At 66.8% G+C, this 14491-nt stretch carries 13 protein-coding genes; 10 read left to right on the forward strand and 3 right to left on the reverse strand.

The window, feature by feature from the left end; translation table 11 throughout:
* Positions 1-3: 3 nt before the first annotated feature.
* Positions 4-1419 carry a Re/Si-specific NAD(P)(+) transhydrogenase subunit beta gene (pntB, locus tag ACV22V_RS11095; protein WP_059525900.1) on the forward strand — a complete coding sequence of 472 codons (1416 nt, stop codon included), beginning with the start codon at positions 4-6 and terminating at the stop codon, positions 1417-1419.
* A 215-nt stretch (positions 1420-1634) separates the two neighbouring features.
* Here pntB and ACV22V_RS11100 read toward each other — a convergent pair whose 3' ends face one another.
* Complete coding sequence (locus ACV22V_RS11100; protein WP_448013823.1) at positions 1635-2537, reverse strand: LysR family transcriptional regulator; 903 nt, start codon at positions 2535-2537, stop codon at positions 1635-1637.
* Between the two features lie 99 nt (positions 2538-2636).
* On the opposite strand from ACV22V_RS11100, the gene ACV22V_RS11105 reads away from it, so the two are divergent.
* The 8 genes from ACV22V_RS11105 (at position 2637) to ACV22V_RS11140 (ending at position 9957) form a co-directional block, all read left to right on the forward strand.
* Positions 2637-3587: a ketopantoate reductase family protein gene (locus ACV22V_RS11105; RefSeq protein WP_448013824.1), complete on the forward strand. Its 951-nt coding sequence runs from the start codon at positions 2637-2639 to the stop codon at positions 3585-3587.
* Positions 3584-3976, forward strand: coding sequence for a VOC family protein (locus ACV22V_RS11110; protein ID WP_044848449.1), 393 nt, complete (start codon positions 3584-3586; stop codon positions 3974-3976). Before ACV22V_RS11105 ends, ACV22V_RS11110 begins: the two co-directional genes overlap by 4 nt.
* 2 nt (positions 3977-3978) lie before the next feature.
* A complete protein-coding gene (locus tag ACV22V_RS11115) occupies positions 3979-4437 on the forward strand; it encodes a MaoC family dehydratase (protein WP_448013825.1) in 459 nt (152 codons plus the stop codon).
* A complete protein-coding gene (locus tag ACV22V_RS11120; protein WP_448013826.1) occupies positions 4437-5657 on the forward strand; it encodes a CaiB/BaiF CoA transferase family protein in 1221 nt (406 codons plus the stop codon). Before ACV22V_RS11115 ends, ACV22V_RS11120 begins: the two co-directional genes overlap by 1 nt.
* Positions 5657-6490: a shikimate dehydrogenase gene (aroE, locus tag ACV22V_RS11125; RefSeq protein WP_059525931.1), complete on the forward strand. Its 834-nt coding sequence runs from the start codon at positions 5657-5659 to the stop codon at positions 6488-6490. The genes ACV22V_RS11120 and aroE overlap by 1 nt, the downstream gene beginning before the upstream one ends.
* A 19-nt stretch (positions 6491-6509) precedes the next feature.
* Positions 6510-6953, forward strand: coding sequence for a type II 3-dehydroquinate dehydratase (gene aroQ, locus ACV22V_RS11130; protein WP_321851940.1), 444 nt, complete (start codon positions 6510-6512; stop codon positions 6951-6953).
* Between the two features lie 207 nt (positions 6954-7160).
* Entirely contained in the window at positions 7161-8588 is a 1428-nt protein-coding gene (locus ACV22V_RS11135; protein ID WP_059525889.1) for an MFS transporter, read from the forward strand.
* A 136-nt stretch (positions 8589-8724) separates the two neighbouring features.
* Entirely contained in the window at positions 8725-9957 is a 1233-nt protein-coding gene (locus ACV22V_RS11140; protein WP_448013827.1) for an MFS transporter, read from the forward strand.
* A gap of 157 nt (positions 9958-10114) precedes the next feature.
* On the opposite strand, the gene ACV22V_RS11145 is transcribed toward ACV22V_RS11140, so the two are convergent.
* Together ACV22V_RS11145 and ACV22V_RS11150 are read right to left on the reverse strand one after the other, a co-directional pair.
* Positions 10115-11284 carry an AraC family transcriptional regulator gene (locus tag ACV22V_RS11145; RefSeq protein ID WP_059701097.1) on the reverse strand — a complete coding sequence of 390 codons (1170 nt, stop codon included), beginning with the start codon at positions 11282-11284 and terminating at the stop codon, positions 10115-10117.
* Entirely contained in the window at positions 11284-12918 is a 1635-nt protein-coding gene (locus ACV22V_RS11150; protein ID WP_448013828.1) for an AMP-binding protein, read from the reverse strand. Before ACV22V_RS11150 ends, ACV22V_RS11145 begins: the two co-directional genes overlap by 1 nt.
* Before the next feature lie 320 nt (positions 12919-13238).
* On the opposite strand from ACV22V_RS11150, the gene ACV22V_RS11155 reads away from it, so the two are divergent.
* On the forward strand, positions 13239-14339 hold the full coding sequence (locus ACV22V_RS11155) for an AraC family transcriptional regulator (protein ID WP_448013829.1): 1101 nt from the start codon (positions 13239-13241) through the stop codon (positions 14337-14339).
* Positions 14340-14491 lie beyond the last annotated feature (152 nt).

The following is a 14491-nucleotide window of genomic DNA, read 5'->3' on the forward strand; positions in this document are numbered from 1 at the left end:
ACAATGACTTCCAACCTGACTACCGTCTCCTATATCGGCGCCGCGATCCTGTTCATCCTCAGCCTCGGCGGGCTCGCCAATCCCGAGACCGCGCGCCGCGGCAACCTGCTCGGCATGATCGGGATGCTGATCGCCGTGCTGGCCACCGTCGCCGGTCCGCGCGTGTCGGCCGCGGGCATTCCGTACGTGATCGCCGCGCTCGTCGTCGGCGGCGCGGTCGGCCTGTACGCCGCGAAGAAGGTGCAGATGACGCAGATGCCGGAACTGGTCGCGCTGATGCACAGCCTGGTCGGCCTCGCGGCCTGCCTGGTCGGTTTCGCGAGCTACATCGACACGTCGCTGCAGTTCACCGGCGCGGAGAAGGCCATTCACGAGGTCGAGATTTATGTCGGCATCCTGATCGGTGCGGTGACCTTCGCGGGCTCGATCATCGCGTTCGGCAAGCTGTCGGGCAAGATCGGCGGCAAGCCGCTGCTGCTGCCGGCACGACACTGGCTGAACCTGGCCGCGCTGCTGATCGTGATCTACTACGGCCGCGCGTTCCTGCATGCGGAAACGATCCAGGACGGCATGCTGCCGCTCGTCGTGATGACGGTGATCTCGCTGCTGTTCGGCGTGCACATGGTGATGGCGATCGGCGGCGCGGACATGCCGGTCGTGGTGTCGATGCTCAACAGCTACTCGGGTTGGGCGGCGGCGGCCACCGGCTTCATGCTCGGCAACGACCTGCTGATCGTGATCGGCGCGCTGGTGGGCTCGTCCGGTGCGATCCTGTCGTACATCATGTGCCGCGCGATGAACCGCAACTTCATCAGCGTGATCGCGGGCGGCTTCGGCAGCGGCGCGGGCGCACCGGCGGCAGCCGGCGGCGGCGCGGCACAGCCCGCCGGCGAGGCGGTCGCGGTGAGTGCGGCGGAGACGGCCGAGCTGCTGCGCGAGGCCAAGCGCGTGATCATCGTACCCGGCTATGGGATGGCCGTCGCACAGGCCCAGCACACGGTGTTCGAACTGACGAAGCTGCTGCGCGAAAAGGGCGTCGACGTGCGTTTCGCGATCCACCCGGTCGCGGGCCGCATGCCGGGGCACATGAACGTGCTGCTGGCCGAAGCGAAGGTGCCGTACGACATCGTGCTGGAAATGGACGAGATCAACGGCGACTTCCCCGAGGCCGACGTGTCGATGGTGATCGGCGCGAACGACATCGTGAACCCGGCGGCGCAGGACGACCCGTCGAGCCCGATCGCCGGCATGCCGGTGCTGGAAGTGTGGAAGGCGAAGACGTCGATCGTGATGAAGCGCAGCATGGCTTCGGGCTATGCGGGAGTCGACAATCCGCTGTTCTACAAGGACAACAACCGCATGTTGTTCGGCGATGCGAAGTCGATGCTAAATGAAATCTTCGGTGCACTGAAAGCCTGAGTGCGGCCGCGCGCGCGGAGCGGGCAGCACGCCGCTCCGGCGCCGCGCGGCCTCGATACGCCGTCACGGACGCCGAAACCGGACGACGCGCGGCCTCCCACGCCTGCCCTTTTCCCGTTGCGCCGGTTTGGTCACCGCTTGTGGACGACGGAGTCGAGCACGAAACTGGTCGTCATGTTTTGCACGCCGTCCAGCGCGAACGCCAAATCCGCAGATCAATGCGACGCGCCGAACAGTTGAATCACGACGCCGCGCAGCCACCGGTTGCCCGCCTCGTGGTGATATCGCGCATGCCAATGCTGCCGCACCGCAAACCCGTCGACCGGGATCGGGCACGCATGAACCGCCAGATCGTTCGCCTGAGCCAGTGTCTGGCCGATATGACGGGGTAGCGTCGTGATCAGGTCGGTCGTCTGGACGATCGCCCCCAAACCCAGAAAACCCGGCAACTCCAGCACCACGTCGCGCTCGATGCGCGCTTGCCGCAGCGCCTGTTCGAGGAGCTGCGCGCCCGTTCCCGCCGTAATGGCGACATGTCCTTCCGAACGATACTGCCTTGCCCCGAGGCGACCGCGAATCCTCGGGTGATGCCGATTGGCCAGACAGACCCAGTCCTGGTCGTACAGCTTCTGCTGATAAATGCCGCCGCCTAGCCACGGCACATAGCCGATCGCGAGATCGGCTTCGCCGGATTCGAGCGCGCGCTCCGTATTGCCGTCGATCCGTGCGGCTTCCAGCCGGACGCCGGGCGCCTGCGCCCTGACATGGGCCAGCAGCCGCGGAAGCAGCGTGATGTGGCTCGCGTCGGTCATGCAGATGCGAAACCGTCGCTGGGCCGTCGCGGGATCGAACGCGATCTCCCAAGCCGTGAAGCGCCGCAGGGATTCGAGAATTTCCCGGCATGGCCCGATCAGCGCGTCGGCTTGCGGTGTCGGCGCCATGCCGCCAGGCGTCCGGATGAAGAGCGGATCGTGCAGGTGTTCCCGCAAGTGCCCGAGCCAGATGCTGACCGTCGGCTGGCTCTGGCCCAGTTGCTCGGCGACGCGCGTGACGCTGCGCACGTCGTACAGGAGATCGAAAAGCTGAAGCAGCTTCAGGTCGGGCAGGTCGGCGGGCATCGTTGCGTTATTGTCCGTGGCAATGACGCCATTGTATCCATTGCATTGTCGGCATGAGCGGCGACTCCTATCGTGATGCCATACGTCAAGGAGACACCATTGAAAATAGCAATTCTGGGCGCGGGCGCACTGGGCTGCGCGATCGGCGCCACCCTTACCCAAGGCGGCCACGAGACCTGGCTGATCGACCGCTCGCCGGCACACGTCGATGCAATGCGCCGTGACGGCCTGCGCGTCGACGATGCGGGTGGCACCCGCCACGTACGCGTCCACGCGACGACCCAGGCGGCCGATGTCGGCGTGGCCGACCTGGTGGTGGTGCTGGTCAAGTCGTTCCACACCGATGCGGCCATCCGCGGCGCCCAATCGCTGGTGGGGCCGGATACCACGGTGCTGTCGCTGCAGAACGGCCTCGGGCACGAGGACATCCTGATCGACGTCGTCGGCCGCGAGCGCGTCCTCGCGGGCAAGACCTACGTCGGCGGCGTGCTGCGCGGCGCGGGTCATATCGAATCCGGCGTGATCGGCAAGTACACGTATATCGGTGAACTCGACGGCCGCATCACACCGCGCGTAGAGGCGATCGCCGCGGCGTTCAATACCGCCGGCCTCGCCACGACGATCAGCGACAACATCGTCGGCACGATGTGGGACAAGCTGCTGGTGAACGTCGCGACGGGCGCGCTGACGGGGCTGACCGGCCTCACCTACGGGCAGCTGTACGACGAGCCGCTGCTGAAGGCGACGTCGCTCGCGGCCGTGGCCGAGGCAATCGCGGCGGCGCAGGCAGCCGGCGTCAAGCTGTCGATGACCGATCCCGAACAGGCCTGGACGCTCGCCGCCGAGGGGCTGCCCGCGTCCTTCAAGACGTCGATGCTGCAAAGCCTGGAGAAGGGCTCGATCACCGAGATCGACTTCATCAACGGTTCGGTCGTGCGCTGGGGGCAGCGCTACGGCGTACCGACCCCGGTCAATGCGACGCTCGTCGCCTGCATCAAGGGACTGGAACGCGCGATGGCCGACCGCCAACGGCAGGAGGCGGCCGCATGAATGCCACGAAAGCCTATCTCGAACACGTTGCGATCTGGGTGAAGGACATCCGCTGGCACATCCGCTTCTTCGAGGACGTGCTCGGCATGACCCTGCGCGAAGTGGACGGCACGCTCGACGCGCCGCGGCAGTACTGGACGCTCGGCGGCCTGCAGTTCATCCACGCGCCGGAACACGATGGTCCGGAAGGCCGGCTCGCCCATCTCGGCGTGATGTGCGAAGACCTGGAAGCCGCGCTGGCCGCGGCGCAACGGTTCGGTGTGACGGAGATGCCGCAAGGGCGGAACTGGCTGCGCCTGCCCGACGGGCTTGCCGTCGAACTGATCCAGGCGAGGCCGGCTTCTTGCGTCGCGCAGGCGCTGGCCATCAACCCGCGCGCGGAGGCGTGACCATGACGATCGTCGAGAAATACTGGGACGACGCCCGCGAGGGCGACACGTGCACGAGCCCGAGCTACACCGTGACGAACGAGCGCATTCTCGCGTACGCCGACCTCACCGGCGACCATACGCCCGTCCACGTGGACGAGGAATACGCGAACGCCAGCCATTTCGGCTGCCTCGTCGCGCACGGGCTGTTCGGCTTGTCCATCGCCGACGGCCTGAAGACGCAGAGCGACTATCGCTTTCTGCCGGGCATGTCGCTCGGCTGGACGTGGGATTTTCTGCTGCCGATCAAGGTCGGCGACGTGCTGCACGTGAAGTTCCGCGTCGGCTCGATGCGGGCCAGCAAGAGTCGCCCGGGTTGGGGCATCGTCGTGCTGCCGTCGGAGCTGATCAATCAGGACGGTCAGGTCGTTCAACACGGCGAACATCGTCTGATGGTGCCGCGCCGCCCGGAGGCACTGTGATGCAGGCTCGTCCACTCGAAGGCATTCGCGTCGTCGACTACAGCCACTTCCTTGCCGGGCCGTATGTCGGGCGCTGTCTCGCAGCGCTCGGCGCCGAGGTCATCAAGGTCGAGCGTCCCGGATCGGGCGACGCCGGACGCCAGCATGCGACCGTGCTCGACGATCAGCAAAGCGGCTACTTCCTGCAGCTCAACATGGGCAAGCGCGGCGTGAGCGTCAACATGAAGGACGCACGCGGCAAGGCATTCATGCAGCGCCTGTGCGACTCCGCCGACGTGTTCATCGAGAACTATCGGCCGGGCGCGCTGGACAAGCTCGGTCTCGGCTATGCCGAATTGTCGGCGCGCAATCCGGGCCTCGTCTACTGTTCGATTTCGGCGTACGGGCACACCGGCCCCGATGCGCATCGCGCGGGCTTCGGGCTGATCGCGGAAGCCAAGAGCGGAATCATGCAGATGGTGGGCACGCCGGGCGAGCGGCCGCCGCTGCTGCGCATCTCGCTCGGCGACATGTACACCGGCATTCATGCGGTCGCGGCCATCAACGCCGCGCTGCTGGGGCGCGTGAAGAGCGGCCGCGGGCAACACATCGACATGGCGCTGTACGACACGCTGGTATCGATGCACGAATATGCGGTGCAGTGCTACACGCTGCAGGGCGTGCTGCCCGAGCAGACCGGGCACGACATGCCGACCTCGACGCTGTACGGCGTATTCCGTGCCGCGGACGGCGATCTCGTGATCGCCGCGCAAGTCGACGACGCGTGGAAACGCTTCGCAGAACTTATCGCGACGCACGGCGGCCCGGCGGATTTCGGCGCCGACACGCGGTTTCACGACAGCACCGGACGCAACGCGCATCGCGCGGAGATCCTGTCGGTGGTCGAGCCGTGGGTGGCCGCGCGTTCCGTCGCGTCGGTGCTCGAACTGCTGGACGGCATCGACGTTCCGTGCGCGAAGGTGCAGCGCATCGACGAGGTATTGAACGATCCGCAAATCCAGGCAAGAGGCATGGTCGTCGAGCAACAGCATCCGCGCTACGGCACGCTGCGCCTGCCCAACCTGCCGTTCCGGTTTTCCGATTGCGATACGACGATTCGCGACGTCGCGCCCGATCTCGGGCAGCACAACGCGGAAGTCGCGCGCGCCCTCGGATTCGATCCGGCCGAAATCGACGCGATGCAGACCGACGGCGTCCTCTATTCAAAAGCGAGCCAATGATGACCGACCAATACGCGGTGATCGGCAATCCGATCGGGCACACGAAATCCCCGCTGATTCACGGCCTCTTCGCGCAGGAGACGCGGCAGGACATCAGCTATACGGCCATCGAGGGACCCGTCGAGCCGGCAGGCGCTTTCGCTGCCGCGGTTCGTGCGTTTTTCGAGGGCGGTGGCAAGGGCATCAACGTCACGGCGCCGTTCAAGCTCGACGCGTTCGCGATGTCGGACGAACGCAGCGAGCGGGCGCAGCTTGCGGGCGCGGCCAACGCGCTCAAGTTCGACGGCGGCCGCATCCTGGCCGACAACTTCGACGGCATCGGCCTGGTTCGCGATATCGAAACGAACCTCAATCTGCCGATGGCCGGCAAGCGTGTCCTGGTGCTCGGCGCAGGCGGCGCGGCGCGCGGCGCGCTGTTGCCGTTCCTCGAAGCCGGACCGGCCGAACTGGTCATCGCGAATCGCGACGTCGACAAGGCGCGCGCATTGGTCGCGCAGGTCGCCGGACGCGGTCCGCTCGTTGCCGGCGGCTACGCAGACCTCGCACGAATGGGGCGTTTCGACGTGGTCGTCAATGCGACGTCGGCCAGCCTGACCGGTGACCTGCCGCCGGTCCCGCCGAGCGTGTTCAGTCCGACCGGCACGGCCTACGAACTTGCCTACGGCAAGCGTCTGACGCCGTTTCTCCGGCTCGCGAAAAACGCAGGCGTACACGGAATTGCGGACGGCGTCGGCATGCTGGTCGAGCAGGCGGCCGAAGCGTTCGCGTGGTGGCGCGGCGTGCGCCCCGAGACCAGTTCCGTGATCGATCGGCTGGCCGTGCCCTTTGATTGAACACGCAATGGAGATTCGCATGAAGAAGATCCTGATGCTGCACGGCATCAATCACAACATGTTCGGCAAGCGCGACCCGGCGCAGTACGGGACGATCACGCTCGCGCAGATCGATGCACGACTGCAAGCGCTGGCGGAGGAACTGGGCGTACAGGTGGACACGTTCCAGACGAACAGCGAAGGCGCGATGTGCGAGCGCATTCATCGCGCCTTCGAGGAAGGCCAGGATGCGGTGCTGATCAACGCGGGCGCATGGACGCACTACAGCTACGGCATTCGCGATGCCCTTGCCATCCTCACGTGCCCGATCGTCGAACTGCACATGTCCAACATTCATGCACGCGAGCCGTTCCGGCATCACTCCGTCTTCGCCGAGATCGTCAGCGGGCAGATTTGCGGTTTCGGTGTCCAAAGCTATCTGCTGGCGCTGCGGGCCGCGGTCTCGGCGCTCGGAGAGGCATAAGCCGATGCCCGCATCGGCTGCCGATGCGGGACCGACGCACATGCGCAACCGTGCCCGCGTGCATGGCATTGCGCACCGCGGTTGTTCGCCGTGCGTCGTATCGATGGGCCTCGGTCAGGTCACACAACGGAGTCGATACATCGGGCAGTGACGACTCCCCGCATCACCCGCGTTGCCCGGCACACATATCAATATCTGGAGACGACGATGACCACGACCTTGCGAGACGAGCCCCGCGGCAGGCACCAATCGAGAAAAGCCGCCTTCAGCGGCTGGATCGGCTCGGTGCTCGAATACTACGATTTCTTCATCTACGCCACGGCATCGGCGCTGATCTTCCCGCAGATATTCTTTCCGCACGGCAGCCCCACGACCGCCATCATCGCGTCGCTGGCCACTTACGGTGTCGGCTACGTGTCCCGCCCGATCGGCGCGTTCGTGCTGGGCCATCTCGGCGATACGCGCGGACGGAAAACCGTCCTGCTGTTCTGCATGTTCCTGATGGGCATCTCGACCGTCGGCGTCGGCCTGCTGCCGACCTATCAGCAAGCCGGGCTGATCGCGCCGGCCTTGCTGGTGACGCTTCGCCTGCTGCAAGGTTTCGCCGTGGCCGGCGAGATCACCGGCGCGAGCTCGATGATCCTGGAGCATGCGCCGTTCGGCCGGCGCGGATACTTCGTCAGCTTCACGCTGCAGGGTGTGCAGGCCGGGCAGGTGCTGGCCGCCGCCGTGTTCCTGCCGCTCGCCTACTACATGCCGTCCGCGCAATTCGACAGCTGGGGCTGGCGCATTCCGTTCCTGCTGAGCGCGCTGGTCATCGTTGCGGGCTTGATCATTCGCCGCCAGGTCGACGAATCGCCGGCCTTCGATGAAGCGGTACGCAACCGGTCGCAAGCCGGCTCGCCCGTCGCCGACGCTTTCCGGCACCACTTTCCCGACATGGTGCGCGTTGCCTGCATGTCGATGATGAACGTGATTCCGGTCGTCGCCACGATCTTCGGCGCAGCCTATGCGGTCCAGCCGGCGTATGGCATCGGCTTCCAGAAAGACATCTATCTCTGGATCACGGTGATGGGCAATATCGTTGCGATGATCGTGATTCCGTTCGTCGGCAACCTGTCCGACAAGGTCGGACGCCGGCCGCCGATCATCGTCGGCGCGCTGGCGGCCGGCCTGCTCGCGTTCGCCTACCTGTATGCGATCAGCATCCGCAACGTGCCGCTCGCATTCGCGATGTCGATGCTCATGTGGGGGGTGGTGTACCAAGGCTACAACGCGGTATTTCCCTCCTTTTACCCGGAACTCTTCCCGACCCGCACGCGCGTCTCGGCGATGGCGATCGCGCAGAACCTCGGCACTGCAGCCACGGCGATGCTGCCCGCGCTGTTCACGGCGGTCGCGCCGCCCGGCGCGCACCACGTCTGGCTGATCGTCGGTGGGATCGCGTTCGGCATCACCGTGATTGCGTCGCTCGCAGCCGCGAGCGCACGCGAGACCCATCGTGTCCATATGAACGACCTGGGGCAAGCGAACGCTCGACCGGTCGACAAGGCAGAATACGACCGGCTGCGCGTCGCTGCGATGGCGCGCCATCGCATCGTGCCCGGGCACGTGCCGGAATCCCTGGGCAGCTAGCCGGCGCTCGACGGGGCGTCGCGGTCGGCGCCCCTTCCGCCGGGCATTGCCGGCTTGCTGCCCCACCCTCACCGGCAGAGCGAACTTGCGTTGCCGCTGTCTTCACCCGATGCCCGATACCGCACCGAAAACCGTCATGCCGGACACCACGCGCCCTGCTCGCCTGAACTTCGCGCTCATGTTGCCGCTTCTGCTGGCGGCCCAGCCGGTGGCGACCGACAGTTACCTGCCGGCGCTGCCTGAAATCGCCGCGACGCTGGGGTCCGCCAGCGTCAGCCTCACGGTTTTCGCATTGATATTCGGTATCGGACAATTGCCGATGGGCAGTCTTTCCGACCGATACGGCCGCCGCCCCGTGTTGCTGAGCGGCCTTGCGCTCTATGCGCTGGCCGCGCTCGCGGCGGCGCTCGCGTCGAGCGCAGCGATGCTGGTCGCCGCTCGCGCGATGCAGGGCTTTGCCATGGCCGCGATCCTGGTGTGCGCGCGCGCGACGGTGCGCGACCGGTATTCGGCGGCCGAGGGTCCGTACGTGATGGCGCGCGGTTTCATGGGCATGGGGATGATGGCGTTCTTCGCGCCGATTCTCGGTGCGTATGTCACGCAGCAGGCCGGATGGCGATGGGTGCTCGGGGGGATGAGCCTGTATGCGTTCGGGCTGCTCGTCATGTGCTGGTACGGCTTCGAGGAAAGTTTCTCCCGAATCGCGTCGAGCCGTGGGTCGACCCGGGACGTGCGCGAAATATTCGGCAATGCCACGTTCAGGGTATGGGCGCTGCTGGCCGCGTCGACGTACACCGGCATGTTCTGCTTCCTATTGCTGTCTCCCGCAATCTACATCCGGTATCTCGGCCTGTCGCCCCAGCGATATGGCTGGATACCTGCGAGCGGTACGCTCGTCTATGTGCTGAGCACGTATGGCTGCCGCCTGCTGCTGCGACGTCAAAGCATGCTGCGAACGGTGCGACAAGGTGCAACGTTGAGCCTTTCCGGCGCGGTGATTCAGGCGTTGGGCTGTGCGCTGCTTCCCGGCAGCATCTGGCCGCTGCTCGTGGGGCATGGCGTGTATTGCCTCGGCCACGGAATCCATCAGCCATGCGGGCAGGCGGGGGCTGTCAGCAGCCTGCCTCATCTTGCGGGCCGCGCGGTATCCTGGTCCGGCTTCATCATGATGTTCTTCGCTTTCAGCGTGGGACAGACGGCAGCGGTTTTCACCGATCCGCGCTATCAACTGGGCGCGTGGCCAATGGTGGCGCCGATGCTCGTCGTCGGCGTGACGCTGGTGACGATCGCGTTTTTCTGGCTGCCGAAAATCCTCCACACGACGTCGGCCGTCAGGCAATCCGGCGCATCGGCGAGTTCAAGCAACTGACCGGGCCGCGGTGCTGGCGTGTGAAGCGCGAGGCCGACGCGCTCGCCCTGCCCGCCGAATTCGTGACGGCGAACGACGCGCGATGACGGGAGCCGTCCATGGGAGCGCACGAAGGATGCCGGTTATGGGAACGGGTTCGAATGCACCGCGCGACGCGCTACGCGCGCCGCCGGTAAGTGCCCGGCGTGCTGCCCGTCCAGTGGCGGAACGCACGATGGAACGCGCTCGGATCGTCGAAGCCGATGTCGGCGCCGATCGCCGCGATCGTGTCGAGCGTGTCGGTGAGCCGCTGGATCGCGATGTCGCGCCGCAGTTCATCCTTGAGCGCCTGAAACGTCGTGCCTTCCGAGGCCAGATGGCGGCTCAGCGTGCGCACCGAACAATGCAGATGCTCGGCCGCCTGGTCGATCACCGGCAGGTCGGGCAGCGCCGCCGACAGATACTGCCGCACGCGATGGCAGACGAGCTGCTCGCTGAACGATTCGAAGATCCAGTCGCCGGGCGCGCGCGCGAGGAACTTGCGCAGGTTGCGCTTGCTTTGCCGGATCGGCGCGTCGAGGTAGTCGGCGCTGAAGCGCATCAACGTGCGTTCGCAGTCGAACTGCACGGAGCCGGTGAAGAAGTACAGATGCTCGACCGCATGGCGCGGACGCGGGCACGCGAACTCGATCTTCAGCAACGGGATCTTCTGCCCGATCAGCCAGGAACACACGCCGTGCACGAGCTTGAGCATCAATTCCTGGCCGAGCGCGCCTATCGGGCCGACGACCGGGTTCGGCCGCAGCAGCACCTGCGCGACCAGACCGTCGCGCTTCGATTCGACGAAGAAATCGTCGAGCAGGATATGGAAGAACTGGCCGAAACGATGCAGCGCCGTTTCGAGGTTGCGCGCATCGAGCAGGCTCAGGCACAGGTACTTCAGCGTGCCGCCGCGCAGCGGGCGCGAGAAGATGCCGGGCATCTCGTCGTCGAGGTCGATCGCGAGCGTGCGGTACAGCGTCGAGAACTGCTCTTCCGTCACGCGCGCATGCGGCTCGCCGAGCAGCTCGAGCGGAATGCCGGCCCCGCGCAGGTAGCGTTCGACCACGTCGCGCTGCGCGCCCGCACTTGCCAGGAAACCGTTGACGAGCGAGATCGGCACCGTCGCGCTCGGCGACGGCAGCGCACGCCCGGGTTGGGCGGAAGGTGAGTCTGAACCGGTCATCGCGTCCCCGTCGGTCGAACCGCTCGCATTGTACTTGAGCGGCCCGGACCGGGCCTTCGGGGCCTTCGGGGCTTGCGGCGTGCCGGCCCGCGCGCCGTCGGGCGCGCGGCGCTTCGGCGCCATCAGTCGGCGCGGCTGAGTTCCCGGCGCAGGATCTTGCCGACCGTCGACTTCGGCAGCCGGTCGACCAGGCGGATCAGCTTCGGCACCTTGTAGGCCGCGAGGTTCGCGCGGCAGTGCGCGACGATCTCCGCTTCCGTCACGGCCGCGTCGGGCGCGAGCACCACGAACAGCTTGACGGCCTCGCCCGTGCGCTCGTCCGGCACGCCGATGCACGCGCATTCGGCCACGCCCGCCAGCGACGTGGCCGCGGCTTCCACCTCGTTCGGATACACGTTGAAGCCCGACACGATGATCATGTCCTTCTTGCGATCGACGATCTTCAGGAAGCCGGCCGCGTCGAACACGCCGATGTCGCCGGTGCGGAAGTAGCCGTCCGCGGTGAACGCGGCCGCATTCGCGTCCGGCTTGCGCCAGTAGCCGCCCATCACCTGCGGCCCCTGCACGCAGATCTCGCCCGCCTCGCCGATCCCGACCTCACGATCCTGGTCGTCCAGCAGCTTCACGTCGGTCGACGGCAGCGGCAGGCCCGTCGTGCCGGTGAACGCGTCGATCGACTGCGGATTGAACGTGACCACCGGCGACGTTTCCGACAGCCCGTACCCTTCGCGGATGAAGTTGCCCGTCACCGCCTTCCAGCGCGCGGAGATCACGTCGATCACCGCCGCGCCGCCGCCCGCCGACAGCTTCAGCCGCGACCAGTCGACTTCCTTCAGCCGCGGATGGCCCGCGAGCCCCGCATACAGCGTGTTGACGCCGACGAACACGGACGGCCGCGCGGCCTTCAGCACGTCGATGAAGCCATCCATGTCGCGCGGGTTCGCGACGAGCCAGTTTTCCGCGCCGATCGCGAAGTAGGACAGGAAGTTCACCGTCAGCGCGAAGATGTGATACAGCGGGATCGCCGTGACGACGACCTCCTCGCCCGGCTGACGCGCGGCCGGCACGATCGCCGCGAACTGCTCGATGTTCGCGACCAGGTTGCGGTGCGACAGCGCGGCACCCTTCGACAGCCCGGTCGTGCCGCCCGTGTACTGCAGCAGCAGCAGATCGGCGCCGCCCAGCGCGACCGGCTCGAAGGCGAGCGATTCGCCGGCGGCGATCGCGTCCGCGAGCGGGATCGAGCCGGGCGGCAGCGCGTCGCACGCGCCGGCCGGCGCATCGACGACGCCGAGATCCCCGCGCCCCACGCTCAGCACGGTTCGCATGCGCGTCTTGCCGACCACGTCGGCGAACGTGCCCATCGATCCGCCGCACACCACGGCCACTTCGACGCCGGCGTCGTTGAGCTGGTGTTCGAGTTCGTGCGCGGTATAGAACGGGTTCACGTTGACCTGGATCGCGCCGAGCCGCGCAACCGCGACCGTCACCACCGGAAACGCGAGCACGTTGGGCAGCATCACGGCCACGCGGTCGCCCTTGCGCACACCCACGACCTGTTGCAGGTAGGCGGCGAGCGCGGCCGACAGGCGGTCGACGTCGGCGTAGGTCAGCGTGCGGCCGAACGCGCGGAATGCGGGGCGATCGGCGAAGCGGCGCATCGCTTCGTCCAGCAGCGCGGTTACGGAAGGATGGCGATCGGCATCGATCTCGGCGGGGATCGAGCCGTACGACCCGATCCAGTGTCTCTTCGTCATGTCCTGCTCCTCGGGGGACGGCGCCGGGCAGCGCCGTTCGCACGGCGGCCCGCGCACCGGATGCGCATGGGCCGTCGCCTGACCGGCGACTATCGCCCGCCAAAGGGGCTTTGAAAATGATCCGGGCGGTCGAAAAGATGATCGAAACGGACACGCGAGCGCGCCGCGCGCCACCAGCCGCGGTTTGCGCTCACGCGTCGGTTTGTCGTTGCCGGGCCGTGCAAGCCCGTGCGCATCAGGGTGAACCCTATGGCGCGCCCGCGCGTTCCGGCGCAAAATCGCGAACCCGGAACGATATCGAATCGGACGCTGAACCAGTCATGCCGCGCAGTGCGCCCTTGACCCCGACGGCCGCCGGCGCCGCCCCGCTGCCGGACGCCCCGCTCGCTCACGCGTTGCGCGAGAAGCGCTTCTCGCCGGCCAAGCTGGCCGTGCTCGTCGGCGTCGCCCAGGAACTCGGCCTCGACCCGGCCGCCGTGCTCGACGGCACCGGCCTGTCGCCGGACGCCGTCACCGACCCGTTCACGCTCACGTCGCAACTGCAGTTCCTGACCGCCGCCCGCAACGCGATCAGCCGCCATGACGGCACCGATCTCGGCGTGCGCGTCGGCCACCGGCTGCATGCGTCGAGCTATGGAATGTACGGCTACGCGATGCTGTGTTCGGAATCGCTCGCACATGTGTTCGATTCGGCAGTCAAATATCACCAGCTCGCGAACGGGATGCTCGCGATCCGCTGGGTCGAACAGGGCGACACCGCGTCGTGGCTGTTTCCGGATCCGCACGAAGCCGCGCTGCCCGAGCCGGACCCGGCCCTCTACCGCTTCCTGATCGACATGCAATTCGCGCTGCACGTGACGATCATCAAGGACGTGATGGGCGCGTGGTGCGTGCCGGCCCGCGCGCAGTTCGCACAACCGCGACCGCCGCATGCGGCGCTGCTGTCCGATGCGCTCGAATGCCCGATCGCGTTCGATCAGCCGCACCATGTGTTGAGCTACCCGGCCGCGTGGCTCACGCGCGCACCGCAGCTCGCGAACCCGATCACGGCCGCGCAGGTGTCGTCGCACTGCGCGCGCCTGCTCGACGAATTGCGCAGCCAGGCCGGTGTCACGCGACGCGTTTACCAGGAACTCACGCGCACGCCCGGACAATTCCCGGACATCGACGCGATCGCCGACATCCTCTGCATGACGTCGCGCACGCTGCGCCGCAAGCTCGACGCCGAAGGCACGTCGTATAGCGAGTTGCTGACGAGCGTGCGCAAGGCGCTCGCGATCGACTACCTGAGCACCACCACGCTCAGCACCGAGGACATCGCGCTGACGCTCGGCTTCAGCGACGCGGTGGGATTCCGCCACGCGTTCAAGCGCTGGACCGGCACGACGCCGAGCGAGGTGCGGCGCAAGCGCGGCGGGTAGGTGCCGCTTCGCCGGAATTCCTTCGCGGGATGTCCGGCACGGTCATGATCACGCGGTCGCCGTGGGGCGTGGGCGCGACCACGACCTCGCCCACGCGAAGACGTGTGCCGCGGCGGATTGCGTCAGGCATGCGCCGTGAAGGATCTTCGTCG

The sequence above is a fragment of the Burkholderia sp. AW33-5 genome (genome assembly GCF_053427615.1).